The following is a 24892-nucleotide window of genomic DNA, read 5'->3' on the forward strand; positions in this document are numbered from 1 at the left end:
TTGCTTAATCAAATAATTACCTACAAAAAGCTAAGTATAGTCAGATCTTTTCTACCAGGGGGTTCATCTTGAAGGTTTTTGTTTCAGCTGCAGCAGTTCCAGCCAAACATTAGATTGGTCTTGCTGATGCGAGGCTGGCAACACAGGATTATGTAGTTTTAGCACTAAAGACTGACTGTAACGTTGAGGTTCAAATACATGTCGGGTGACCGGATGTTCCTGCATAAACCGGAGCAACTCTCCTGAGTCATGCATTGCCGTCAAGCCTTGTTCCAGTCGTCTGGCTAGTGTTTTATTCTCTGGGTCTACATAAAAATGTACAGGCAGAGGGTAATACAGCAGCACTGATGTAAAAAAAATCAACCCTTGATAATTCTGCGGCTGGCTGGCAAGTTCAGCGTCGCCTTCAATGATGCTGCGAGGGAAATAGTCACAGCGACCTTTGTGCAGCATATCCAGTATCGAATCAAACTTTTGCGCTGTATGAACTTTAAGTCCAGCATATTGCAATACCTGTACGTCAGGCCAATGTTCTCCCTGACAAGCGGTAAAGCGGCGTAAGTCGTCTACAGTTTTTACATGCTGAAACTCCTGTAGCAGGCTGCTTTTGATTATCAGACCTCTTAAACCTAAACCTCCATATAAAATAACGACCGGAATACGCTGTAATTTGTGCTCTATTTCAGCTGTTGGCGTTAGCCAGTGTACGTCGATACGGTTTTTTTTCAGCATCAGTTTCCACAAGGAGCCAGAAGCAGGCATTGGTTCAAATACCAAATGGGCCTGGCCATAATCAGCGGACGTCTTTTGCAACACCAAACGGAGTAAATCAAAGTAATACGAAGTGCTGGCTTCCAGCTTAGATTGTGGCGTGGCCACATGAATTGCAGTACTGGCGCTAGCCCCGACGAAACACGCCAGACTAAACAAACTAAAAAACAGCAGTAACAAACGCATCAGACAGTCCTCAGCGGAACCATCCCTGAGATCAACGTCCATCAATAAATACCTACAATCAAACTTAGCGTTTTTATCACTATTACGCAATGCCAATACATAGGGTTGGGATTTCAAAGATTTCAGGCGGGGATCACTTTAGTACTTTCAAGCAGTAACAACACAGCCCCCGCCAGCACAACAAGGAGTCCAAGCCATTGCCGGGCAGTTTTAATAGTTTTTAATAGCGTTTTTTGCGGTTTAGATTTAATCATCAGGTGTTAACAAAGGTTATTAAATTCAACTTAGATGATAATAATTCCTATTTGCAAAATGAGCAACTTTTTATGCTTCACTGCCTTTATCAAACAGCGGCAATAAGCGCGCAATTAACTGTACACCCGCATGAAGCTGCGATTCAGTTGTATTGGCTAAACCTATCACAAAACCAGTACGCGTTGGACCGGAAAATACATAACGGCTTAACGGCTGCACTCTATAGCCTTGTTTTAACAATTCGGCAGTCAGGTGCTGATCGGCAACGCTGTAGGGAAACTCGATGCTGATGTGCAAACCTGCATAACGGGCATGCAACTTCACCTCTGGCAAGTACTCTGCAATAAGCTGCAGGCAATACTGTTGTTTATGCTGGTATAACTGCCGCATTTTACGTAAATGCCGGCCAAAATGGCCCTCCAACATAAAATCGGCTGTTACTGCCTGAGGCAATAAAGCCACATCTCCATACACAGCCTGCAACAAAGCTGCAGCTTTGGGCATCCAGGGTTTCGGCAACACCAGATAGCCTAAACGTAATGCAGGAAACAGCGTTTTACTAAAAGATCCAACGTAAAGCACTCCCTGGCCTTGTGCTAAACCTTGCAAACTGGCGAAGGGCCTGTGTTTGAACTGAAACTCGCTGTCGTAATCGTCCTCCACCAGAACACAGTGCTGCTGCCGTGCCCAATCCAATAAATGCCGACGCTCTGACAGCGGCATAATGCCTCCCATAGGATACTGATGAGCGGGAGTCACAAACAAAGCTTTGCAGCCATTCAGTTGGTGGAGATCTGAAATCGCTAATCCATGCTCTGAGCTGGCATGAATATAATGGATCTCTGCTTCTGCCAGCTGCAAGGCCTGACGTAGACGTGGATAACCCGGAGATTCCATAGCCACCTTGTCGCCAGCTTTACTGGCCAGCTTTGCCGCTATAAATAAAGCGGCCTGAGCGCCTGGGGTGATCAGAATACAGTCCTCGTTACAGACCACCTGACGGGACTGACGTAAATAGTCTTTCAGTGCCAAACGCAGTGGTAAATACCCCAGAGCATCAGCCATTCCAGCCAAAGCTGCTCTGCTGCTATGGCGCTGAGTCAATTTTTGCCATAACGCGAATGGAAAGGCAGATAAATCTGGCACTCCTGGCTGCAATAAGCCCGAGGCAGGCCCGGTTTTGGCGGTTACACCGTAATCAAATAGTGTCAGTTCTGTTTGCACTTCGCCTAAAGGTGGTTCGGTGCTGGCCTGGAAAAAATGATCAGGAGCTGTGGATATAATCTGATAACCCCGTCCCTGTTGCCCCAGCAGATAACCTTCAGCCACCAACTGCTGCAATACCTGATTAATGGTGTTACGGCTCAGCCCCAAATCCGCAGCCAACTGTCTGCTGGAAGGCAATAACGCATCAGCAGGCCATTGAGAAGTTAATAGTTTTTCACGCAGCGCCTGATACAACTGCTGCTGCAAAGTCCCTTGACCGGACAGAAAAAAACTTCCAAGCTCAATTCGCAAACTGGATCTCTCATTTTAATAAAACTGGCACTTTCTACAGAACCAGTTTAGCGATAAAACTGCAGCAGACACAAGCACAGAGGAGTCTATATGCTAAGTTATCAAGTGGAATCCGGTTTTGATTTAGAAGAAATGCTGGCGTTGTATAAAGCCTCTGGTATTAACAGGCCCATAGAAAATAAAAGCCGGATGGCAACCCTGCTTGCCAGCGCCAATTTATTGGTAACGGCACGGCAAAACGGCAAGCTGGTGGGCCTGGCGCGCTGCATGACGGATAAAGCCTGGGTGGTGTATATTTGCGATTTGCTGGTGGATAAACATCTGCAACAACAAGGCATTGGCAAAGAGCTGTTGCATCAGGTGCAGCAAGTTACGGGCCCTGAAGTCCAGCAGTTGTTACACAGTGCTGAAAGTGCGATGGGTTACTACCCCAAAGTAGGTTATCAGTTATGCCACAATGCTTTTGTGCTGAAAAGAGAACGTTAAGCAACTATGTATTTACCAACACACTTTCAAAATCAGGATATTGATCAGATCCGTGCTTTTTTGCAGCAGCATTATTTTGGTTTACTGCTCAGCAACAGTCCGGATTTGTTTTACACTCCTTTGCCTTTTTTGTTTGACTGGCATGAAGGCCAACTGACTGCGCACTGCCATATGGCACGCAATAATCCGCAATTAAAGCAGCTTAATGAACAGCAGGTGCAAATTGTCATTATGGGGCCTCATGCTTTTGTCGCAGGCGACTGTTATGGTGATGCGCAGGCTGTTTCAACCTGGAACTACAGCCTGGTTGAACTCAAAGGCACAGCCTATACGCTGAACACTGAGCAAACTCTGGCTTTAGCACGCAGGCAGGAACGCTTTTCTGCACCTGATATGCAGCAATCTGCTGACTATCAGCAAAAACTGGTCAATGGCATCTGTGGGGTGCGGATAGACATCAGTAGCTGGCTTGGCAAAATGAAACTGTCGCAGAATAAATCAGCAGCACAACGCCAGAAAGTTGGGGATTATTTGCAATCGACAGAGCAATCCAAAAGCGTCTGGCAATTAATGCAACAACTGGGGCTGTATCAAAGCAGTTAAAGCAACCTTGAGTTTCCGAAAACAAGCTAATTTATCCAGAAAACTCAGACGCTTAGTTTGAGTTTTTCATATAGGATAGCTACGGGCTTTGGGAGTTGTAATCATGTCCGATCTGGTCAGTTGGTCCCGTATAAAAAATTTACCCGGCCCCGCCTGGGTATTGTTGCTGGGCAATTTTTTTGTTCGCGGCAGCTATTTTATGGTCTGGCCATTTATCTCTGTATTGCTCTATCAAAAGTTTAAGCTCAGTGCGACCGAAATAGGCCTCTGGCTTACCAGTGCAGCTATGCTTGCTGTGGTGCTTGGCTTTTATGCAGGTTATTTATCTGACCGCTTTGGTCGTTATCCATTATTGCTGGCCGCAGCCGCACTAGGCACTTTTACATTTAGCTGCTTCGCTTTAGCCCAAAGCAAAGAAGGCTTTATTTGTTGTATTTTCTTATCCACTTTGCCACGGGCGTTATGGGATGCGCCCAGTAAAGCATGGCTGGGCGATTCATTACCCGACCCCAAAGATCGTGAACTGGCGTTGCAAGGCCTTTACTTTATGGTGAATGCAGGCGCAGCTATTGGGCCCCTGTTGGGTCTTTCTGCAGGTCTGACGGGTAATCCTCTGACGTTTTTTATTACAGCCTTCTCGTATTTTCTATTAGGTGTGGCCGTGCTGTTTTTTCGCCGTAAACCGAAACAAAGTTCGCAAAGTCACAATCCGATGCGCTTTGGCCAAACCTTATTTTTATTAAAAAAAGACCAGCTGTTTTTACTGGTGATTGTGGCCAATATTTTAGTGACTTTTATCTATGCGCACTGTGACTCCAGTCTGATCCAATACCTGACCCGGGCGGAAGTACCGGAGCTGGTAGCACTGATCTCAGCCATGATTATTCTGAATTCCAGCGTCATAGTGCTATTTCAGTTTCCGTTATTACGGCTAATGGCCAGTTGGCCTGTGGTATCACGTATTTACGCGGGGTTGTTGTTACTGGCGGCATCACAACTTGGTTTCGCGCTCAATCCACCCGCGTGGTTTTGGGGCTGGATAGCAGCTGTAGTTGTATTAAGTCTTGGCGAAGCTATTTTATTTGCCAATATGAATGTGCATTTGGATCAGTTGGCACCGGCTTCGTTACGTGGCAGCTACTTTGGCGCCGCCAGTTTGTACGCCATAGGCTATTCGTTATCCCCAGTATTAGGCGGCGTGATACTGGACTTGTGGGGAGGCCCTGCACTTTTCGCCATAAGTTTTAGCTTATGCCTGGCGGTCTTTATCAGCTATCAGTGCAGCGGCAAACTAAAACGACCTGACTTTATTCAGCTTGAGCAGGAATGGAAAGAACAGGCAAAACAAGGGACAGTTGCGGGTTCATAGTTACCCCCCGCTTTGCCTGATCACGAACAGGTGCCATTTTAAAATCAGTTGTAACCCAGTTCTGCACAATGCTCTATGGTCGGGTCAAAGCGTTTTGCTTTCACAGCTTCGCAATCATCGTCACGCCAGATCAAGCTTAGCGCTCTGCGTTCTTGCTGGGTTAAATCGTCCTTTCCATTACTTGCGCTGTATCCAAAGGGTTGCGCACTTTGCTGTTGTTTGATTGCACTCATAAGATGCACTCCTGTCTTCTTTTGGTTGACACTGCCGGGTAAGATTCGGGCTTCCCAACAGCAGGCGAATTTGAAGTTTAACCCGCTAAAGATGAGCGCTAGCTGAACTGGCTAACTGTTTTTTAACCACAAAATACCCCCCCCAATCCCCGCTCAGAGCACAGTTAAACAACAGTAAGCTGCCGTTCAGTTAACAAAGGTAGACTGCCGCCTTATCGTCACTGGACGTCTGCTTGATTTACAAGAAGGATCACAATAATGAAAATTAAATTAGCTTTGGCCACGTTCGTATTTGCAACCACAATGGCAACAGGCTTTGCTCAGGCTGGTGTATTTGTCCCGGCCGCAGGTTTTGGCTCTCAGTACGGCGACTTAGGCGCTAAGTTTATGTATCGTGAAGACAATATGGCTCTTTATGTGGGTGCAGGTGTAGGTGGAGCTGCTGTAGGTTTTCACATCGCCCCATCAGCCAACAGCCAGCACGTATTTGGTGCTCAGTATGCTTCTGGATCCGATGTGTTCGACAGTGAAGATTTAATACTTGCCACTTATGATTACCACTTTAGCGGTTTTAGTGGCCGTGGCTGGACTTTAGGTGGTGGTTTAGGCACTGCAGATTACGATGGAGGCCGCAGGAATGGCGACAGCAAAACTGTGGCAGTATTTAACGTCGGTTATAAATTCTGATTGATGGTTCGACCAACAGAGTTCAAATGAAGAAAGGCTGCCGATGGCAGCCTTTCTTCATCATGCTATAAAAACAAACTTGTGTATTGCGCAGGCATCTGCTGTAACGGTTTAATTTTCACATCTTTGTAAAACACTTCAGCGGCTTCACTTTGCAGCTGAATTTTACCTTCGACTAAAGGTTCGGTTTTGCCTTCCGGCGTCACATAACGGGAATTTCTCAGCACCATCACTACATGACCGTTGACTATATGCAGGCTCTGGCCTTCAAAGCTAATCAGCTCCACTGTATTCCACTGCCCTGCTGGTTTTTCATGATTTTCTTTACGCAGCACAAAGCCCTGCAACTCTTCGCCTTTGCCGACCTTGAGAAATGGCTGACTCTCATCAGCGACAGCATTCATAATAGACTCAGGCATAAAAGCACGAATATCAATGGCTGAACCAGCTTGTTGCCAGTAGTCACCGTTATGACCTTCCATGATCTGGAATTCCTGCGACATCATCCAGGAGCGGAAATACTCCTGCCCATGCTCACCAATGGCGTGATACAAAATACCGCTGTCTTTCAGTTTATTCAGCCGAGGTGGCCACTTTTTATCACCCCAGCGAAATTGCAGTTTTAAATGGTAGTTTTTGTAGGAGTTTTTACTGGTGACTGCGCCATAAATTTCACCGCTGACCCTAAGTACAGGTTCGTTGTTTTCTTGCTGTATAGTAAAGACTTTGTATCTGTCGTTGCCGGTATTAAAACCTATAGGCGCTATCGGCTTACCCTGTTCGTCTTTTGGCACAGAACCATCGTAAGACTCTTTATGTTTATAACTTAAATAGGTGTCCCACTGGCTCAGATTTTTATCCAGCAAAGGCTGCCAGTCCGCTGCCAATGCTGAATAACTACAAAAGGCGATAGAAAAACACAGGAGTTTAAGTGTCATTGCTTTTATCCAATAATGAGTGATTTCAATTGGATACCAGTTTAATCATTAAATGTAAAGCGCTTACATTGAAGTGTAGAAGTAAAGCATATTACGTTTTTTCGTAACCTGCTCTCCCCCCATTTTGAGTGTATACCCAAGTAACTTGGAATTGCAGGGAGGCCCCAGTCACATAGGTACACTATGTGACTGGGGCGAGAGCATGCAGTCAACAAAGCTGCAGCTTCAAGTACGACGAGTATATTACCAGTTCAGCTTTTGAGCGTCTTTGGCCATCCCTGGTTTTAAAGGTTCAGCTTTCAGTTGTGGCACTGCTTTTTCCTGTAACTGTTTTTGTAGCAGACTGATGGCATAAGATAACTGTGCATCCTGACCACTAAAACTGGCGTAGGGTAGATTATCGACCAGTACATCAGGGCTAACACCACGGCCTTCGATGATCCAGCGTCCTTCTTTATCAAACTGCGCGGTTTCGGCGACACGAGCCACGCCCATATCAGCTAACAAATTACGACCAGATAACCAAACACCGGCACCTGCAGTTTGCTGTCCTATCACTGGCCCTAAGCCTAAGCTTTTTACCCCTGCGGCAAAAGTTTCGCCATCAGAATAGGTCAGCGGATCAGTCAGTACCACCAGTTGGCCACGGAAGCTTTGTTGCATATTGCCATAGGCTTTGCCCTGAGTGGGTTGCCAGAAGGACCAGACCCGACGTAACAGTTTTTCAATGACCCAACTGTCGATATTGCCTCCTCTGTTTCGGCGCACATCAATAATCAAACCTGGTTTATCTACATTGGCATAAAACTCGCGGGCAAAGTTACTGATATCATTGGCTGTCATGGCGTATAAATGCAGATAACCCAGTTGCTGTTTACCCTGCTGCTCCACCTGATGTTTTTTCTGTTGCACCCAATGCTGATAACGCAACATCTGTTCTTGTTGTGGGCTGACTGGCACCACCACTTTTTTAAATGCTTTGCCATCCCGCTCTAACTGCAACAACACTTGCTGACCTTGTTGCTGCTGTAACACCTGATGCAAATCCAGCGCTGAAGCCACAGCCTTGCCATTAACGGCCAACAAGGTATCTCCCGATTTCAGCTCTACACCGGGGCTATTAAGCGGACTGGCAATAGAAGGTAAATCCGGGTCGGTCTGGTAAATGGTTTGCAACACCAGTTTGCCATCGCGGCTGATAAATTCGCCCCCAAGACTGGCTGCTTTGCTGCTTTCACTGGCTTTGGCATAATCACCGCCCCGTACTTGCGAGTGCAATACAGACAACTCACCAATCAACTGTGCCAGCAAATCATCCAGCTCAAATCTGTCTGTGACTCTGTCGAGTAAAGGCTGATATCGTCTTTTGGTGCTGCCCCAGTCCACTCCACGCATGGCCGGATCAAACAAAAACTCACGGTGCATCAGCCAGGCGTCATGGAACATTTGTTGCCATTCTGCTCTGGGCGTTACTGTCAGGCTTATTTTATCAATAGCCCAAGGCTCAGAGTCTTCCCCTTCCGGAGCTTTAGCTGTTGCAGAACCTAAGAAAAACCTGTGCTGACCAGGTTCGGTTTCATAGTGCAGAAACAACGACTTACCGTCTGTACTGGTTTCTAAGGTCCGTACCTTACCTGCAAAACTCAACAGTTTTTTGTTATCTGGTTCAATTTTTAAAGCACGCGCTGCCGCCGCATGACCACTGTATTCAAATTCCTGCAGATAGAGGTAATCAGAACCGGCCTGCAATTTCTGATAGTTTCCGGCCGCAACAGGCACTTGCCATAACTGGCCAGGCAAGTCTTTGAATAAGACAGGCTTCGCCTGGTTGTCTAGCCCTGCCGTTAATTCAGTTTCAGCGGCAAATGGAAACTGTGCGGCACTGGTTAATGCATATGCAAACACCTGCGCTCTTTTATCAAAAGCGGGTCCCATGTTGCGATCCCCCCATGGGCCGCCCGGGGTTGGTTTTAATTCACGTTGTGACAAAAAATACAACCAATCACCATCCGGATGAAATGCCGGACTGAACGAGTTGTATTTATCTGTAGTGAGCAATTTGGCTTGTTGTTCTTTGACTGAATACAGGCCAATTTGCTGCCGGCCCACGCCATCTTTTTCAGTGGTAAAAGCCAGCAAACTGCTGGTTTTATTCCAGCTCAGGTCACTGTATGGGCTTAAACCAGAACCACTTTTATACAGCAACTGATTGCTGCCACTCTTTACATCAAGTAGCCACAGCTGACCTTGTTTATCATCATGAGCCAGATAACGACCATCGGGGGATAAGGCTAAATTCCAACGAAACCCACGGCCATCTTTGGTCAGTTGCTTGCCTTTATCTGAACCATCAGCAGCGTATTGCCAAATTTCAGGCTCACCAGACTGGTCGGAAATTAAATACACCCATTTGCCATCCTGACTGACCACTGCACTGCGGGCACGAGCAGTTTCAGGCACAGCTAATTCCACAATTCGTTGGGGGGCGCGGGATAATACCAGCACCTTGCTGCGAAGCGTAAGCACCAGCTTTTCTTTGGCAAAGCCAACTGAGCCCGCAGTTAAATACTTCATAGGTTCTGCCAATACACGCTGACGTTGCTGCGGGGAGTCTGTAATTAAAGCCGGGGCGAGACTATCGTTTTGGCCCGAGTTTAAATCTAACAGTTTGATATCAGCACCCAACTGATAAGTCACTTTACCCTGATCAATGCGGGCTGAACGTACTGGAAAATCCTGGTGGGTAGTCAGCTCTTTTAATTGTGTTGAGACCGGATCGTAAGACCACAAATTTGCATTGCCACCCGCATCACTAACCAACACCAGTTTCCCTTCCCACATCATTGGGTTGCGTAAAGAGCCCTGATGATCGGTTAGTAACCGCTCTGCTTCCAGTTGCGACCCCAGTTTCCAGCGCCACAACTGGCCTTTGGCCCCGCCCTGATACTGGCGGGCATTATCTCCGGTCAGTTGCAAACCATAGCGGATAAAATATACATAGCCATTCTGTGGGTCCAGAGCTGCTTCGACAGCATCTAAAAGCGGCAGAGTTTCAGTCTGTTGAGTTTCCAGATCCAGTAGTTTCAGCACCCAACTATTTACCGGCCCTGTCATCGCATCTGTGCTGTACAGCAACTTGCCATCCAGACTCCAGCCTTGTAGTTTTACTTTGGCATTAAGCGCCGTCAGACGCTTTGGAGCCCCACCGGCTAAGGCTAAATAATAGACATCCGCTGTGTCGTCATAAGCCGCAACATAAACTACCGCTTTACCGTCTGGTGTAAACAAGGCCTGAGTTTCTTCAGCAGGATGAGTTGTTAGGCGTTTCGCTTCACTGCCATTTATTGAACTGAGCCATAAATCCCCCTCGGCGGTAAACACCAGTTGGTTTTGTTGCACAGCAGGAGAGCGGTAATAAGCAGCATTTGTATAAGCGCTGGTAAAAACAGCGGCCGTCAGACAAGCGATTAAAGTGAGTTTCATGGTAGCCCCGGATGTTTTTATTTGTTTTTACCATATCAGCTTCAACATAAAAAAAGCAGAGGGTACCACCTCAGAAATCAGACAGTTAATCCCATGCCAACATTCCGGAACACTAAAGAGAAAGGGGGCATTAGTAGCCCCCTTGAATTACTTCACTGCCTGTAAGTATTTCTGCAAGGTTTGAATGTTGTTGTTATACGCCGTAGGTTCACCTAAAGACAGGCCCTGACTGCGCACATAATAGTCAAATGGCAATTGGCGCTGGCCAAAAAATGCAACAAAACCATCAGGTTGCAGCGTATCACCATTTAAACCTATAGCCCAGTTACGAGACTGATAGTCTTTAAGCTGAGTCACAATAGCATTCACCAGATTAGTTTCAGCTGTGACTTGCTGATTAATATAGCTCTGTAAAGTATTGATGTTCGCATCATAAGCAGACTCATTTCCTGCAGAAACGCCCTGGCTACGCACAAAATACGCAAAAGGCAGGCTGCGGTCTTCAAAAAACTTCAGAAATCCATCAGGTTGCAGGGTGTCACCATTTAAACCTATTGCCCAAAAACGGCTTTGATAATCCTTCAGGCCTTGAATAGTGGCATGACAAGCACTCAGGTTTTGTGGAGGTAAAGACCAGACTAAAGATTGTTGTTCCATTTCAGTTCTCCATAGCTGTGATTGTGCCCGATATTGGGCCAACACACTATAGAAGCGCAAAATAACAACACCTTTATATATTTGTGATATTTTTATTATGCTTTTACCTTATTGAGGTATTTTTGATATAAAAAAAAGCGCCTTCTTCAGCGCATTTTTTCTTCTTTAAAAACCTCTGACAGTATCGAGCGCTTGCTGAATATCTATGGAGCATATGTCCAGATGCGTCACCCAACGTACCCGCTTGTAGTGCTGATCAGCCTTGTTGTAATTACTGCTGGTCAGTCGGATACCATGGGCAGCTAAATGAGCCAATAAAGGCTCTGCGACCTCAAGGGCAATATCAGTAAATAAAATATTGGTATGCACTGACACCAGCTCCAGCTTGCCTTTAAGTCGCGGATGTTCAGCGGCTATCCGCTGCAAACCTTCAGCCAGTTGCTGTGCATGCTGATGATCCTCTGCCAGGCGTTCTATATGATGTTGCAGCGCATATAAACCTGCTGCTGCCAGCACTCCAGCCTGGCGCATACCGCCACCCAACATTTTACGCAGCCGTCTTGCCTGCTGAATAAACGCAAAACTCCCCAGCAGCAAAGAGCCTACCGGAGCACCTAAGCCTTTGGATAAACACAAAGATACGGAATCAAAACCTGCACAAAGCTGCCTGGCTTTTTGAATTGGATCTGAACCATCAGTTGTAGCCAAAGCCACAGCAGCATTCATCAGCCGGGCTCCATCTATATGGCAGTTTAACCCCAGCTCTTTGGCCAAAGCTGCCACTGAATTCATATATGACAAAGGCAACACCTTACCGCCAGTGGTGTTTTCAATCACAATCAATTTTGTACGGGCAAAATGTGGATCGTCCGGTTTTACCGCAGCACGAATGTGCTCAAGCGCCAGAGTACCGTCTGGCTGGTGTTCAATAGGTTGCGGCTGAATAGAACCCAACACCGCCATACCACCAGCTTCCCAGCGATAGGTATGCCATTGTTGCCCTACAATGGCTTCGTCACCCCGCTGACAATGCGCCATCAGTGCTATTAAGTTGGTTTGGGTGCCGCTGGGCGCAAATAATGCAGCTTCAAAACCTAACAGTTCAGCAGCATAACGCTGTAACTCATTGACCGTTGGATCGTCCTGAAATACATCATCACCCAAAGGTGCGGCCAGCATAGCGGCTTTCATAGCCTCTGTAGGTTGGGTGACTGTGTCACTGCGAAAATCGGCCATCTGTGCCTTCCTGACATCTGTGCTTTGCTAAAAACAAGGTTCTATCAGACCTGATCACGGCCGATCAGGCAAGAGCAATACGGCAGATTTTATCAACCAGCTATCGCTTTACACCGCCAGCTTTAGGGCTATGCCCGTCAACACCAAAGCCACCAAAGCATCAAATAACCGCCAGCGTAAAGGCGAACTAAGCCAGACTTTCAGTTTGGGTGCCAGGCCTGTTAGGGCACTAAACCAACACAAAGACGCCAGACATGCCCCTAACGTAAAGCAGAAAGGCTCTGACTGTGCTGAGCCAACACTGCCAATCAGCACTACTGTATCCAGATAGACATGAGGGTTTAATAAGGTAATAGCCAAAGCTGTCAGTGCCGTTTTTTGCCAGCTATGCACCTGCACCCTACTGTTTGCCAGTAAAGCACCCTGTCCTTGCCAGGCTCGTTGAGCAGCACCAAAAGCCAACCATGACAGCATGGCAACACCGGCCCAGGTCAGGACCGGTACCAGTGGCGGCAACCACTGTTGAATCAGCTGCACACTGTAGACTCCTGTCACTATTAATGCCGCATCACACAAAATACAGACCGCAGCTATCACCAACCTGTTGGCGCCAGCCATACTCTGACTTAACACCCAGATATTCTGCGCACCTATCGCTACTATTAAACTCAAACCCACGGTAAAACCAGTAAAAAACGACAGCATCAGTTCCGTCTCCAGCAAAAACTACTGGTATAAGCATAACCACTAGGCTTATTATGAATCCAACGAATATATTTTATATATCATGAAAAAAAATGATGATGGATTACCGTTTATTGCAGGCCCTTGCCGCTGTGACTGAACAAGGTGGCTTTGAAAAAGCCGCTGCGACGCTGCATTTAACTCAATCCGCTGTCAGTCGTCGCATTAAGCAACTGGAATCAAGGCTGGGACAACCAGTGTTAATGCGCAGCACCCCGCCAGTACCCACTGCAGCGGGACAGCTTTTGTTAAACCATTTACAGCAAGTGCGACAGATGGAGACTGCATTGGGCTTGTCGGACGATCCTCAGGATTTGTTGGTCCGGCTGGCCACCAATGCCGACTCATTAGCCACCTGGTTACCAGAAGCTTTAGTGTTGCCAGCACAGCAGGCTGTGCGTTTTGATATGGTGGTAGAAGATCAGTCCGTTGGTTTAAAACGGATGAAACAAGGCGATGTCATGGCCTGTATTTGTGCCAGTCCTCAGCCGGTCAATGGTGGTGCAGTGATGGCATTAGGCGCACTGCGATACCGAGCTGTGGCAAGTCCGGCTTTTATTCAGCGTTATCAATTAAATCAGCAGTTTAAACAAAGGATCCGTCAGGCGCCTTGTCTGGTGTTTAATCAGGACGATCAGTTGCAACACCAATATCTGCAGCATGTAGCGCAAGCTGTACCTCAACGTTTTCATTTGTGCCCATCGTCTGAAGGTTTTTTAAAAGCGACCTTGGCCGGATTAGGTTTTGGTTTATTGCCAGAACTACAAATGCAGTCGCAGCTGGAAAGCGGTGAACTGGTGGATTTAACGCCGGGTTATTTTCTCGACACAGAGTTGTATTGGCACTATTGGCAAAGCGAAAGCCCACTGCTGTATCAATTACGGCAGAATGTATTGCAGGTAGCCAGACGCAGCTTATATCAGGCAACTGGTTGATTTTTTTTAGGCTGAAACAAAACACAAGCCTAAAATTTTTCTCCGCATAAAGCTCAAAGCGGTTGAATGGGGTGCCACACTAGTCTTTACTAAAGCGACAAAAATCTCCCTCTGCGCCTCTGCAGTGCCTACAGAGCTGATGACCTATGAAAATGGTTTTTTATTTCGTTCACTGTTTGCTGTTTTGCTGTTTTTTCTCTGACGCAAAGGAAACAGCCAGATTAAAGCCATTAGTGTTCAGCTATGTCAGCCATCCAATCATAGAACTGCACCTCAAACCCCGGATCTCAGATGCTTATCGCAAACTCGGCTATAAGGTACGTTTTGTAAATATGCCAAGCGATAGATTTATCCGGCAATTTGAATCAGGGGCTGTAGACGGCGATGTTGCCAGATTAGGACAACTGACCTCTGTGTTGCCATCTATGCTGCTGGTGTATCAATTTGATCAACTCGAACTGACCTTACAGTGCAGACCAGGCCTGAGTTGTACTGAAGCAGATTTAGAAGATCCGGAAAACCTACTCTTTATTCCGGCGCAGAACCAGGTTTTCCGAATGTTACAGCTTAACTACAAAGCACAGGTCTATACTGTGCGCGATTGGTCACAACTCATTGATTTATATAATGAAGGAAAGATAGACCGTTTTTTCTGGCTGGAAGGCCACAGGCTAAAAACCGGTCAGCTGCCTCAAACCAACAGTCTGCTGATCAAAACACCGCAGTTAGCGCTGTACCATGTGCTGCATAAATCCAACGCAGAGTTGGCACCTTTAATAAAAGCGGAGCTAGAAAAAACGAGGCGGAAAAGAGCATCGGCTGATATAAAAACAGAGGACAAAAATACCACGACCAAATAAGAGCCAGCTCAGGCTTAAATACAAAACTGAGCTGGCTTTTGGTTATTACTGCTTAGGTAACTCTTTGACACCCATATTAAACAAGGTGAAACCAAAAATATCCGCAGCTAATTCAATTTGCTTGGATACAGGCACACCTGCACCGTGACCTGCATTGGTTTCAATACGGATCATCTGTGGGTTAGGGCCGCTTGCTTTAGCCTGTAGTTCAGCTGCAAACTTAAAGGAATGCGCTGGTACTACGCGGTCATCGTGATCGCCAGTGGTCACCAGAGTTGCCGGATAAGCCACGCCTTCATTGACGTTATGCACTGGCGAGTAGCCTTTGATGTAGTCGTACATCTCTTTGCTTTGCTCAGATGTACCATAGTCGTACGCCCAACCAGCACCTGCTGTGAACGTATGGTAACGCAGCATATCCAAAACACCCACTTGCGGAATGGCCACTTTCATCAGATCAGGTCTTTGGGTCATCACAGCGCCCACTAACAAACCGCCGTTAGAACCACCACGAATAGCCAGTTTGTCGCTTGAAGTGTATTTCTGTGCAATCAGGTATTCGCCTGCGGCAATAAAATCATCAAACACGTTTTGTTTTTTCAGCTGGATACCGGCGTCGTGCCAGGCTTTACCGTATTCGCCACCACCACGCAGGTTAGGCACAGCATACACGCCGCCCATTTCCATCCACACCAGGTTAGCCACACTGAATGATGGAGTCAGGCTGACGTTAAAGCCACCATAGCCGTACAACATGGTTGGGTTAGACCCATCCAGTTTGATGCCTTTTTTGTGGGTGATGATCATCGGCACTTTAGTACCGTCTTTAGAGGTATAAAACACCTGTTCAGACTGGTAGTCGTCGCTGTTAAACTTCACAGCAGCTTTATAGTACGTACTGGTTTCGCCAGATTTTGGCTCAAAAGCAAAAGTACTAGGTGCCGTATTGTAGTTAGTGAAGCTGAAGTACAAGGTGCTGTCTTTGGTTTTGCCACCAAAACCAGACACAGTACCTAAACCCGGCAGAGATACGTCACGCACCAGCTTGCCTTCGTAATCGTATTGCTTGATCTGGGAAATCGCATCCACCATGTAGTTGGCGAATAAGAAACCTGCACCTTTGTTCACATCCAGCACGTTTGCCGTTTCCGGGATCACATCAGTCCATTGATCAGCAGCAGGCGCCGTTGCATCAATTTTGATCAGCTTTTTATTAGGTGCATTTAAGTTGGTGACAAAATACAAGGCGTTGTCACGGCTGTCGACAAACTCAAAATCGGCATTACCTTCAGCGTATAAGGTGATAAAAGCACTGTCGGCTTTAGTTAAATCTTTCAGGAAGACTTTGTTGCCAGAGGTTGCATTTGCGGCAGAGACAATCAGGTATTTACCGTCATCTGTGACACCACCACCGACATAACGGTGTTTCTCCGCATCAACACCACCAAACACCACTGGGTCGTCTTTTTGTGCCGTGCCTAATTTATGGTAATACAGCTTGTGCTGATCGGTTTTCGCAGAAAGCTCACTGCCTTCAGGCTTGTCATAGCTGGAGTAGTAGAAACCTTCGTTGCCTTTCCACGACACACCGCTGAACTTAACATCTACCAATGTTTCTTCAATTGGTTTTTTCGTCTCAACATCGATGATAATAATTTTGCGCCAGTCACTACCACCTTCAGAGATAGAGTAGGCCAGAGTTTTACCGTCATCTGAAAAAGATACATCAGCTAGAGAGGTTGTAGCATCAGTACTGAAGGTATTTGGGTCTAAAAAGATTTCAGCTTCGCCTTCGCCTTTTTTGCGGTACAACACGGACTGGTTTTGTAAGCCATCGTTTTTAAAGAAATAGGTGTATTCACCTTCAATAAAAGGCGCACCTACTTTTTCATAATTCCACAGCGCTTCTAAACGTTGCTTGATTTGGTCGCGGTAACCAATCTGATCCAGATAAGAAAAAGTAACTTTGTTTTGTTCTTTCACCCAGTTGCCGGTTTCGACACTACGGTCATCTTCCAGCCAGCGGTATGGATCCGCTACTTTGCTGTCAAAATAGCTATCAACCACGTCACCTTTAGCAGTGACAGGGTAAGTAAAAGGGTGAGCGGCCTGAGATTCTGTCATAACGGTTTCTTGTCTTTTACTGGTATCACTTGGTTGACCACAGGCTGTTAATAAAGCCAAAGCCACTGCGCTTAATGCGTATTTCATCGATCCTGTTCCCCGGATGTTGTTCCCTTCTTCATTGAAGCCACAGCATTGTTAACCATGGTTCAATTACTTTGGGTAGTGTGTGAATAAAGTCGTTGCCGAGCATAACAAAACTGTTGGCCCAAAGCATCCTTTACGACGAACGGAACACAACAGGAGTTTATTTACCTGTAAAGTTCGCTTTATGGAATTTTAAGACAGAACTTCAACTTAAATGTTGGCCATGCTTTATGCTCAGGCAAAGACTTTGGAGCTTGTCCTCATGTTCAGATTCAGTGCTGTGTTGTGGCTTTGTAGTATCAGTTGGTTTGCCCGTGCCGATGTCACTTTACCCCTGGCCCCTGCGCCTTTCTATTCAGGGAGCTGGCAGGAAAAAAGCACTCCTGCGCAATGGCACCAGCAGCAACAGCAGTCCTATCTGGACGCCCTGCTCGCTCCGGATGCAACGGATCTGGCTGCTCCATTCCTGCTGCAACAAGAAGACAGGGGCAACTACAAAGCAGAACTGTGGCAAGTTCCACTCAGCAGCATCAGTCAGAGCAACGCCATAATGCTGGTACCAAAAAATCAGCCGATCAAAGCAGCAGTATTATTGCTGCACGATCACGGTGCTTATTTTGTCATTGGTAAAGAAAAAATGATCCGGCCTTTTGCCGGTTCCACCTTGAAAAAAGCGGCCAAAAACTGGGTGGACAAACACTACAGTGGCCGTTTTATTGGTGATGAACTGGCTGCTTTGGGTTATCTGGTGCTGGCCGCTGATACTTTAGGTTTTGGTGAACGTGGGCCCATTCAATACGAACAGCAACAACAACTGGCGGCTAATCTTATAGCAACAGGCCATTCGCTCTCCGGCTTGTCGGCTTACGAAGATATGCAGTTAGCGAAGTTTTTAGCAGAACGGCCTGATGTGCCCAAAGGCAAAATTGCCGCCATAGGGTTTTCGATGGGCGCTTACCGCGCCTGGCAAGTGGCTGCACTGTCTGAGCATATTCAAGCCGCCGCCGCAATTTGCTGGTTTAACACCTATCAACAGCTGTTACAACCTGGTGCTAATTTAACCAAAGGTCAGTCGTCCTTTTACATGCTGCATCCAGGCTTGGCCCGTCAGTTGGATATACCGGATCAGGTCAGTTTAATGGCACCCAAAGCTTTGTATTTAATCAATGGCGGACAAGACCCATTAATGCCGGTGCAAGGAGTTATCCAAGGTCAACAACAACTGAAAAAAGTCTGGCAGGCTTTTGGCGCCGGATCCGCGCTACGCACTGAACTCTGGAGTGAAGCCCGCCACGAATTTAACCAGCAACAGCAACAACAAGTCTGGAACTGGTTAGAGCAATGGCGTTCAGGACGGTAAACGGAAGTAGGCAATTTGTTGCTTCAGCTGAACGGACAACTGCTGCAGCTGCCCTGCGGATGCCAATACAGTGGCCGCAGCCGCAGAACTTTGCTCTGCCCCCTGGTGAATAAAACTGACGTTTTTATTAATATCTTCAGCCACCACACTTTGCTGCTCTGCGGCACTGGCTATTTCTGAACTCATGTCCCAGACCAAATGCGCGCTTTGGTTAATTTGCTGCAACCTGTCGCTGGACTGATTGACTAATACCACCACCTGTTGCACTTCATCGCGGCTTTTTTCCATCGACTGCAACGACACGTCCACCCCAGTTAACAAAGTGCCGATAATTTTCTGAATAGCCTGAGTCGATTGCTGAGTGCGGCTGGCCAGGGTGCGAACTTCATCAGCCACTACAGCAAAACCGCGGCCTTGCTCACCTGCTCTGGCCGCTTCAATGGCCGCATTTAATGCCAATAAATTGGTTTGATCAGCAACGCCGCGGATCACCTCAATCACCTGACTAATTTGCTCACTTTCTGCCGACAGGCTTTGTACAGCCTGGGTTGAATGATGAATATTTTGCTGCAACTGCTGCATAGCAGCCAGCGCCTGACTCATCACCTTACCGCTGCTGACACTTTCCTGGCTGGCAAATTCCGCCTTTAACGAAGCCTGACGGGCATTGTGAGCAACCGAAGCCACTGTAGTGGTCATTTCGTTCATTGCAGCACTGACCGACATTACTTCATTTTTTTGCTGTGTTAGCTGAGCTGAGGCCTGATGACTGTTTTGCTCCAGCGCCACTGAGTTCTGATTGACTAAATCGCCAGCCAGACGCACTTGCGTTAACACACTAATCAGCTGTTCAACCATTTGTTTTAATGAAAACAATAAACTCTGTTCATCGGCTTTTTGCAACTGAATACTCAAGTCCAAACGCCCTGCCGCAATGTCTTTCACCAGTTGCACAACATGCACAGGTTCAGCGCCTAACTGGCGTAAAATGCGTTGGCTCACTATATAACCAGCCACAGCACTACCGGCAAATGCCAGCAAAGTAATAATCCAAATACCCCAAACCTCTGCGTCATACAAAGCAGTGGCTTGCTGATCAATGACCGCAGACTGATCCAACTGGTACTGAATTAAGGCTGAAATCTGGTTACTGATAGGATCTATGCTTTGGTACAAAGGCCCGTCCATACTATCCAGTTGTCGCACTACAGAACCTTGTTTCGACGAAATCAGTTCAATAGCCGCAATAATTTGCTGATCAGCAGCACTGAACAATTGCTGGGTTTGACTGATCAGTTGCAGCTCTTCGGCTTGCATCGCGTGTGACTGATAAACAGTCCACTGCTCTTTAATAATTTGCTGGGCTTTTTCCAGCTCCTGTACTGCCTGTTCAGCGGTAAAAACCCCGGCATTGGCTTTATTCACTGCATCTATCACGTTCACCGCATAAGCATCGGCAATCAATTTTAGTTCGGTTAAAGGCACTATTCGATCGTCATATAAGGTATCAATATGCTGATGCATAGCCCGAACTGAAAAGTAACTCTGGCTGCCCAAAATGACTAATAACAGCAATGGAACAGCAAAAGCCAGAATCAAACGCAGACTTATAGTGGTAGATTTAAACATGGATGTTCAACACCTGATGCAAAAGGATAAGACTGCAGCATAAGTGCAGTCATAAAGCTGACGTCAGCTTTTTGTGGTGGCGATTATGGCACAGCGGTGTTGCGTTATATTGATCTGAATAACAAAAATTCACAAAATTGACTCAACTGCCCTGTAAGCGCACTCGTTCAATATCGGCTTTAGGTGGTGCACCAAATAAACGGCTGTATTCACGACTAAACTGCGACGGGCTTTCGTAGCCAACTTTATAACTGGCGGTAGCCGCTTCTATACCTTCATGCAACATAATGCGGCGCGCTTCATTCAAACGTAATTTCTTCTGATACTGCAAAGGTGACATTGCCGTTACCGCCTTAAAGGCCTGAAATAAAGCCGACTCGCTTAAATGCACTTCATCGGCGAGATCTTTAATACGCAACGGCTCATTGTACTTTTTCCGCAGCAATTCAATCACTTTACTAATACGATGACCCTGACTGTCCAGCAGCATAAAATCACGCAACTGGCTGCCTAAATCCCCCAACAATAAGCGGTATAAAATTTCTCGCTTCAATAAAGGATACAGCACAGCTATATCGGCAGGTTTATCCAGCAACTGCACCAAACGGCCCATTGCCGATAATAAAGGTTCATCTACCCGCCCTACGCTCATCGCCTTGACCTGCGACTTACTCCGTTCAACCCGGCCACCTATATCTATCACCAAATCGGCCAGCTCTTTTAAATCGATCGTCATACGAAGCGCAAGATAAGGTTTATCGCTGCTGGCCTTTGTGACTTTACCACTGACAGGCACTGTCACAGGCACCAGCAAATAACTTAAAGGGTCATACACTATCTGGTCATTATTCAGATAAACCTCCTTTTCTCCTTGCAGCATCAGGCATAAAGAAGGCTCATACACAACAGGGGTGACTTCTGTGGTGACTTCAGTACGATACAAAAACAAATTCGGGATCGGAGTTTCTATGCCACCATAAACAGGCATGTGGGGTATAAGCTGTGTTTTTAGCTGATCAAGTTGCTGCTCTATTGAAATGCTCATTCCCTGACTCCCAAAAAAATATTTAAACCCAGTATAAAAGCAAAGCACAAGGCCTGCATCTGCCAGACCGCTCATCTGGACTTTTAGGCAAGAAGTGCGGAGCAACAGACAAAGGCCGCCTAGCCTTAGTTCGAAGCCGAATCAAAAGGTTACTAAGCTGTATTCGATAGATGGGCCAGAGTCAGGGATAGGCCCTTTTAACCTGAATCTTAGTAATTAGTCTCAAGTCTGGTGGTCATTTTGCTGCTAGTGAGTTACACAGTAAACTGAATGACCACCCAAAGAACAACAAACAATAAAAGTACCAGCAGGAAATCTATGAAAATCAGTCCACTTCTGTTGCTCAGCCTGTGTCTGAGTGCAACCAGTTTAAACCTCACAGTTCAGGCCGAAGAAACCAAAACCGAAAAAAATGCCACAGTGCAAATAGACGCTGACTCAGTGGTCGTTACAGAACACAAAACGACAGTGCTGGATCAAAGCTTTAACTATAAAGCCTACACTGGCACTCAGCCCGTCTGGAATGAACAAGGCGAGCCAACTGCTGCCATTTTTTATACTTATTACGAACGTCAGAATGTGAAGGACAGAAAAAGCCGCCCTTTGCTGATTTCCTTTAATGGCGGCCCTGGTTCAGCTTCCGTCTGGATGCAAATTGCTTACACAGGTCCTAAAGCGCTGAATGTAGATAGCGAAGGCTACCCATTGCAACCTTATGGCGTAAAACAAAACCCGTATTCAGTGCTAGATACGGCTGACATCGTCTTTGTAAACCCTGTGAACACAGCCTATTCCCGCGTTTTACCTGGTAAAGATGGCAAAATGCCAAGCCGCGACGAACAAGGTAAAATGTTTTTTGGTGTGAATGCCGATATCAAATACCTGGCCGAGTGGGTGAATACCTTTGTCAGTCGCTATAACAGATGGGAATCGCCTAAGTATCTGATCGGCGAAAGCTACGGCACAACACGGGTTTCAGGTTTAGCTTTAGCACTGCAAAACCAACAGTGGATGTATTTAAACGGCGTAGTGCTGGTGTCTCCAACTGAGATTGGTATTAAACGTGACGGCCCTGTTGATGCAGCCAACCGCCTGCCCTACTTTGCCGCCACTGCCTGGTACCACAAAGCGCTAAGCAGTGAGTTCCAGCAAAAAGACTTAACAGACTATCTGCCGGAAGTAGAAGCCTTCACGCTCAATACCTACCTGCCGGCTTTGGCCAAAGGCAACTCTTTACCACAAGCTGAAAAGCAACAAATCGCCGAGCAAGTGGCGAAGTATTCAGGTTTATCTGTCAAAGCTGTGCTGCAGAATAATCTGGATATTAATACAGACTTTTTCTGGAAAGAATTGCTGCGTGAGCGTGGCCAGACTGTGGGCCGTTTAGACTCACGTTATTTAGGTATCGACAAAAAAGATGCAGGCTCAGAGCCGGATTACAACGCCGAGTTGACCTCATGGCTGCACTCATTTACTCCAGCTATTAATCACTACCTGAAAAACGAGTTAAATTACAAAACCGACGTGAAATACAATATGTTCGGTAATGTGCATCCGTGGGACAGAAGCAATGACAATACAGGCGAAAACCTGCGTCAGGCCATGGCACAAAACCCCTACCTGCATGTGATGACTCAATCGGGTTACTACGACGGTGCCACCAACTATTTTGATGCCAAATACAATATGTGGCAGTTGGACCCAAGTGGCAAAATGAAAGACAGATTAAGCTTCAAAGGCTACCGCAGCGGTCATATGATGTACCTGCGTTACGACGACTTACGCCAGTCGAACCAAGACTTACGTGACTTTATCAAAGCCACTTTACCTAAGCCGGATCAGGCGGCTAAGTATTGATTTGACGTTGTGAAAAAGGACCTTCGGGTCCTTTTTTAATACCTGGCAGCAGGCAGCTTGAATCGACCAGAGTTTCCTAGACACAAAATAGCATTACAATGCAGTGTGTTAAGGGGGACAAATGACGACAAAACGGTTTCCAGAAGAATTTAAGATTGAAGCAGTCAAGCAAATTACGGAGCGCGGCCATTCTGTGGCGAGCGTTGCGAAGCGTTTAGACATCTCTACAAACAGTCTTTACCTGTGGCTTAAAAAATACGGCAGCAACAGCGAACATTATCAACAGGTTTCTGAGCAGGAAGCCAAGATCCGTGAGTTAGAGAAACAACTGAAACGGGTGACGATGGAACGCGATATATTAAAGGAGGCCGCCGTGTACTTTGCCGTGGAGTCAAAGAAAAGTACACGTTCATAAAATCCAGACTGGCTCACTATCCGGTGCAACTGATGTGTCAGGTGCTGAATATTCAGCGCAGCGGGTTGTATGCATGGTTAAAACAGCCACATTCTGGCCGGACCTTGGAAGACAACCGCTTGTTAGGGTTAATTAAGCATTCGTGGCTGGAAAGTGGCTGTGTTTATGGCTATCGCAAAGTCACCAGCGATTTGAAAGATTTAGGCGAACGATGCAGTAAAAACCGCGTGGCCAGGCTGATGAAGCAGGAAACGCTGAGTGCGCAAGTGGGATACCGCAGACGGAAAGGCCACTACCATGGCAAGCCTGCGGTGGTGGCGCAGAATGTGTTGCAACGCGAGTTTGATGTCACAGAACCGAATCGGGTTTGGGTCACCGATATAACTTACATCAAAACCCATGAAGGCTTTCTGTATCTGGCGGTCGTACTGGACTTGTTCTCGCGTCAGGTTGTTGGTTGGTCGATGCAGCCGAGAATGGATGCGGATGTGGTGCTCAAAGCGTTACTAATGGCGATCTGGCGCAGAAAACCCAAGCAGGAAGTCCTTGTTCATTCCGACCAAGGCAGCCAGTTTACTGGCTACGAATGGCAAGGCTTTTTAAAAGAACACAACCTCAAAGCCAGTATGAGTCGTCGCGGTAATTGCCATGACAATGCGTGTGCAGAAAGCTTTTTCCAGTTGTTAAAGCGAGAGCGGGTCAGGCGAAAAGTGTATGTAACCAGAGAAGAAGCGAAGTCGGATATCTTTAATTACATCGAAATGTTCTATAACATCAAACGCAAACATGGGTACAGTGGTGATCTGCCTCCTGCTGTATTTGAAAAGCAGTACTTTATGAGGCAACAAACTGTCTAAGAAAGTCTGGTCGATTCAGCTATCGCCGCGATACAGCATTACGTCATCCCACTAAAGAACACAAACGCCCTAAGCGTGACGCCCCTTGATCTCTGTAACAGAACCAAGCAGCAACTCCTCCAACACTGAGCGATCCAAATCAGCAAGCTGCTTAAAGTACAGGCAAGATTTTCCCATTTTGTGTTTACCCAGCCTGACTAACAAAGCTTGCTGTTGCGCACTATCCACCGATAAGTAAAGCACCAGTTCCCGACCACGAATGGCAAATCCGGTTAAAGGCGCTTCGCCAGTGCGGCCAGTATCGTAGGTGTATCGGTAGGAGCCATAACCCACTATGCTTGGGCCCCACATTGTACCAACCTGCCCTGTGAGCTTTTCAAGCAGCGCCATCAACGCCTGACAATCGTCGCCTTGCTGCGCTTTGGCTCTGGAAGCAATGTAGTCACCGACACTGGCATCAGTGGCTTTAGTTTTGTTTTTGTCCATGCAATCTTTGCCCTTACAAAAAGTCCGTAGTTGACCGTAAGTGAAGCTATAACCCTGTGCTGCACTGGTTT

21 protein-coding genes are annotated in these 24892 nt (G+C 46.8%); 9 read left to right on the forward strand and 12 right to left on the reverse strand.

Annotation, left to right across the window (positions count from 1 at the left end; all coding sequences use genetic code 11):
- Nucleotides 1-63 precede the first annotated feature (63 nt).
- Both EK374_RS13835 and pdxR read right to left on the reverse strand, forming a co-directional pair.
- Nucleotides 64-957 carry a type 2 periplasmic-binding domain-containing protein gene (locus EK374_RS13835; RefSeq protein ID WP_127024731.1) on the reverse strand — a complete coding sequence of 298 codons (894 nt, stop codon included), beginning with the start codon at nt 955-957 and terminating at the stop codon, nt 64-66.
- Between the two features lie 324 nt (nt 958-1281).
- On the reverse strand, nt 1282-2685 hold the full coding sequence (gene pdxR, locus EK374_RS13840) for a MocR-like pyridoxine biosynthesis transcription factor PdxR (protein WP_233280256.1): 1404 nt from the start codon (nt 2683-2685) through the stop codon (nt 1282-1284).
- Between the two features lie 135 nt (nt 2686-2820).
- Between pdxR and EK374_RS13845 the strand changes: the two genes are divergently transcribed.
- The 3 genes from EK374_RS13845 (at nt 2821) to EK374_RS13855 (ending at nt 5188) form a co-directional block, all read left to right on the forward strand.
- The gene (locus tag EK374_RS13845; protein ID WP_127024737.1) at nt 2821-3216 is read left to right on the forward strand and encodes a GNAT family N-acetyltransferase; all 396 of its coding nucleotides are present in this window, start codon (nt 2821-2823) and stop codon (nt 3214-3216) included.
- A 6-nt stretch (nt 3217-3222) separates the two neighbouring features.
- A complete protein-coding gene (locus tag EK374_RS13850; protein ID WP_127024740.1) occupies nt 3223-3819 on the forward strand; it encodes an FMN-binding negative transcriptional regulator in 597 nt (198 codons plus the stop codon).
- A gap of 103 nt (nt 3820-3922) precedes the next feature.
- Nucleotides 3923-5188 carry an MDR family MFS transporter gene (locus EK374_RS13855; RefSeq protein WP_127024743.1) on the forward strand — a complete coding sequence of 422 codons (1266 nt, stop codon included), beginning with the start codon at nt 3923-3925 and terminating at the stop codon, nt 5186-5188.
- Nucleotides 5189-5232: 44 nt separating this feature from the next.
- Here EK374_RS13855 and EK374_RS13860 read toward each other — a convergent pair whose 3' ends face one another.
- On the reverse strand, nt 5233-5421 hold the full coding sequence (locus tag EK374_RS13860; protein ID WP_127024746.1) for a hypothetical protein: 189 nt from the start codon (nt 5419-5421) through the stop codon (nt 5233-5235).
- A gap of 258 nt (nt 5422-5679) precedes the next feature.
- Here EK374_RS13860 and EK374_RS13865 point away from each other — a divergent pair, with 258 nt between their 5' ends.
- Entirely contained in the window at nt 5680-6108 is a 429-nt protein-coding gene (locus tag EK374_RS13865) for a hypothetical protein (RefSeq protein ID WP_127024749.1), read from the forward strand.
- 65 nt (nt 6109-6173) lie between these two features.
- On the opposite strand, the gene EK374_RS13870 is transcribed toward EK374_RS13865, so the two are convergent.
- From EK374_RS13870 to EK374_RS13890, 5 genes are all read right to left on the reverse strand, one after another.
- On the reverse strand, nt 6174-7046 hold the full coding sequence (locus EK374_RS13870; RefSeq protein ID WP_127024752.1) for a 3-keto-disaccharide hydrolase: 873 nt from the start codon (nt 7044-7046) through the stop codon (nt 6174-6176).
- A gap of 243 nt (nt 7047-7289) precedes the next feature.
- Nucleotides 7290-10529 carry a S41 family peptidase gene (locus EK374_RS13875; RefSeq protein WP_127024755.1) on the reverse strand — a complete coding sequence of 1080 codons (3240 nt, stop codon included), beginning with the start codon at nt 10527-10529 and terminating at the stop codon, nt 7290-7292.
- A gap of 147 nt (nt 10530-10676) precedes the next feature.
- Complete coding sequence (locus tag EK374_RS13880) at nt 10677-11186, reverse strand: hypothetical protein (protein WP_127024758.1); 510 nt, start codon at nt 11184-11186, stop codon at nt 10677-10679.
- A gap of 165 nt (nt 11187-11351) precedes the next feature.
- Nucleotides 11352-12422 (reverse strand): low-specificity L-threonine aldolase, encoded by a 1071-nt coding sequence (ltaE, locus tag EK374_RS13885; RefSeq protein ID WP_127024761.1) that lies wholly within the window; start codon nt 12420-12422, stop codon nt 11352-11354.
- A 108-nt stretch (nt 12423-12530) separates the two neighbouring features.
- A complete protein-coding gene (locus EK374_RS13890) occupies nt 12531-13127 on the reverse strand; it encodes a LysE/ArgO family amino acid transporter (RefSeq protein WP_127024764.1) in 597 nt (198 codons plus the stop codon).
- A 92-nt stretch (nt 13128-13219) separates the two neighbouring features.
- On the opposite strand from EK374_RS13890, the gene EK374_RS13895 reads away from it, so the two are divergent.
- Together EK374_RS13895 and EK374_RS13900 are read left to right on the forward strand one after the other, a co-directional pair.
- Entirely contained in the window at nt 13220-14101 is an 882-nt protein-coding gene (locus EK374_RS13895) for a LysR family transcriptional regulator ArgP (RefSeq protein WP_233280257.1), read from the forward strand.
- A gap of 146 nt (nt 14102-14247) precedes the next feature.
- The gene (locus EK374_RS13900) at nt 14248-14961 is read left to right on the forward strand and encodes a hypothetical protein (RefSeq protein ID WP_127024767.1); all 714 of its coding nucleotides are present in this window, start codon (nt 14248-14250) and stop codon (nt 14959-14961) included.
- 45 nt (nt 14962-15006) lie between these two features.
- Here EK374_RS13900 and EK374_RS13905 read toward each other — a convergent pair whose 3' ends face one another.
- Nucleotides 15007-17172 carry a prolyl oligopeptidase family serine peptidase gene (locus tag EK374_RS13905; RefSeq protein WP_127024770.1) on the reverse strand — a complete coding sequence of 722 codons (2166 nt, stop codon included), beginning with the start codon at nt 17170-17172 and terminating at the stop codon, nt 15007-15009.
- Nucleotides 17173-17434: 262 nt separating this feature from the next.
- Here EK374_RS13905 and EK374_RS13910 point away from each other — a divergent pair, with 262 nt between their 5' ends.
- A complete protein-coding gene (locus EK374_RS13910; RefSeq protein ID WP_164731883.1) occupies nt 17435-18532 on the forward strand; it encodes a dienelactone hydrolase family protein in 1098 nt (365 codons plus the stop codon).
- Here EK374_RS13910 and EK374_RS13915 read toward each other — a convergent pair.
- Entirely contained in the window at nt 18521-20161 is a 1641-nt protein-coding gene (locus EK374_RS13915; RefSeq protein WP_127024776.1) for a methyl-accepting chemotaxis protein, read from the reverse strand. The genes EK374_RS13910 and EK374_RS13915 overlap by 12 nt on opposite strands.
- A gap of 142 nt (nt 20162-20303) precedes the next feature.
- Complete coding sequence (locus EK374_RS13920) at nt 20304-21206, reverse strand: AraC family transcriptional regulator (RefSeq protein WP_127024779.1); 903 nt, start codon at nt 21204-21206, stop codon at nt 20304-20306.
- 318 nt (nt 21207-21524) lie between these two features.
- Between EK374_RS13920 and EK374_RS13925 the strand changes: the two genes are divergently transcribed.
- A complete protein-coding gene (locus EK374_RS13925) occupies nt 21525-23063 on the forward strand; it encodes a S10 family peptidase (RefSeq protein WP_127024783.1) in 1539 nt (512 codons plus the stop codon).
- 121 nt (nt 23064-23184) lie between these two features.
- Nucleotides 23185-24335, forward strand: a protein-coding gene (locus tag EK374_RS13930; protein ID WP_127019331.1) for an IS3 family transposase whose coding sequence is annotated in 2 segments (ribosomal slippage) — nt 23185-23422 and nt 23422-24335 — 1152 coding nt in all. Because the reading frame shifts where the segments join, the coding sequence is not laid out codon by codon here.
- Nucleotides 24336-24404: 69 nt separating this feature from the next.
- On the opposite strand, the gene EK374_RS13935 is transcribed toward EK374_RS13930, so the two are convergent.
- The gene (locus tag EK374_RS13935; protein ID WP_127024786.1) at nt 24405-24821 is read right to left on the reverse strand and encodes a DUF1801 domain-containing protein; all 417 of its coding nucleotides are present in this window, start codon (nt 24819-24821) and stop codon (nt 24405-24407) included.
- Between the last annotated feature and the right edge of the window lie 71 nt (nt 24822-24892).

The organism is Rheinheimera mangrovi (assembly GCF_003990335.1).
In the GTDB taxonomy this organism is placed as follows: Bacteria; Pseudomonadota; Gammaproteobacteria; order Enterobacterales; family Alteromonadaceae; genus Pararheinheimera; species Pararheinheimera mangrovi.

Bases quoted from the DNA above. Each gene is read 5' to 3' on its own strand.
- EK374_RS13880 (WP_127024758.1), bottom strand. From the start codon at position 11,186: ATGGAACAACAATCTTTAGTCTGGTCTTTACCTCCACAAAACCTGAGT.
- EK374_RS13925 (WP_127024783.1), top strand. From the start codon at position 21,525: ATGAAAATCAGTCCACTTCTGTTGCTCAGCCTGTGTCTGAGTGCAACC.
- EK374_RS13915 (WP_127024776.1), bottom strand. From the start codon at position 20,161: ATGTTTAAATCTACCACTATAAGTCTGCGTTTGATTCTGGCTTTTGCT.
- EK374_RS13910 (WP_164731883.1), top strand. From the start codon at position 17,435: ATGTTCAGATTCAGTGCTGTGTTGTGGCTTTGTAGTATCAGTTGGTTT.
- EK374_RS13860 (WP_127024746.1), bottom strand. From the start codon at position 5,421: ATGAGTGCAATCAAACAACAGCAAAGTGCGCAACCCTTTGGATACAGC.
- EK374_RS13835 (WP_127024731.1), bottom strand. From the start codon at position 957: ATGCGTTTGTTACTGCTGTTTTTTAGTTTGTTTAGTCTGGCGTGTTTC.
- EK374_RS13895 (WP_233280257.1), top strand. From the start codon at position 13,220: ATGATGATGGATTACCGTTTATTGCAGGCCCTTGCCGCTGTGACTGAA.
- EK374_RS13905 (WP_127024770.1), bottom strand. From the start codon at position 17,172: ATGAAATACGCATTAAGCGCAGTGGCTTTGGCTTTATTAACAGCCTGT.
- EK374_RS13850 (WP_127024740.1), top strand. From the start codon at position 3,223: ATGTATTTACCAACACACTTTCAAAATCAGGATATTGATCAGATCCGT.
- EK374_RS13845 (WP_127024737.1), top strand. From the start codon at position 2,821: ATGCTAAGTTATCAAGTGGAATCCGGTTTTGATTTAGAAGAAATGCTG.
- EK374_RS13890 (WP_127024764.1), bottom strand. From the start codon at position 13,127: ATGCTGTCGTTTTTTACTGGTTTTACCGTGGGTTTGAGTTTAATAGTA.
- EK374_RS13920 (WP_127024779.1), bottom strand. From the start codon at position 21,206: ATGAGCATTTCAATAGAGCAGCAACTTGATCAGCTAAAAACACAGCTT.
- EK374_RS13875 (WP_127024755.1), bottom strand. From the start codon at position 10,529: ATGAAACTCACTTTAATCGCTTGTCTGACGGCCGCTGTTTTTACCAGC.
- EK374_RS13935 (WP_127024786.1), bottom strand. From the start codon at position 24,821: ATGGACAAAAACAAAACTAAAGCCACTGATGCCAGTGTCGGTGACTAC.
- EK374_RS13870 (WP_127024752.1), bottom strand. From the start codon at position 7,046: ATGACACTTAAACTCCTGTGTTTTTCTATCGCCTTTTGTAGTTATTCA.
- EK374_RS13855 (WP_127024743.1), top strand. From the start codon at position 3,923: ATGTCCGATCTGGTCAGTTGGTCCCGTATAAAAAATTTACCCGGCCCC.
- EK374_RS13900 (WP_127024767.1), top strand. From the start codon at position 14,248: ATGAAAATGGTTTTTTATTTCGTTCACTGTTTGCTGTTTTGCTGTTTT.
- EK374_RS13865 (WP_127024749.1), top strand. From the start codon at position 5,680: ATGAAAATTAAATTAGCTTTGGCCACGTTCGTATTTGCAACCACAATG.
- ltaE (WP_127024761.1), bottom strand. From the start codon at position 12,422: ATGGCCGATTTTCGCAGTGACACAGTCACCCAACCTACAGAGGCTATG.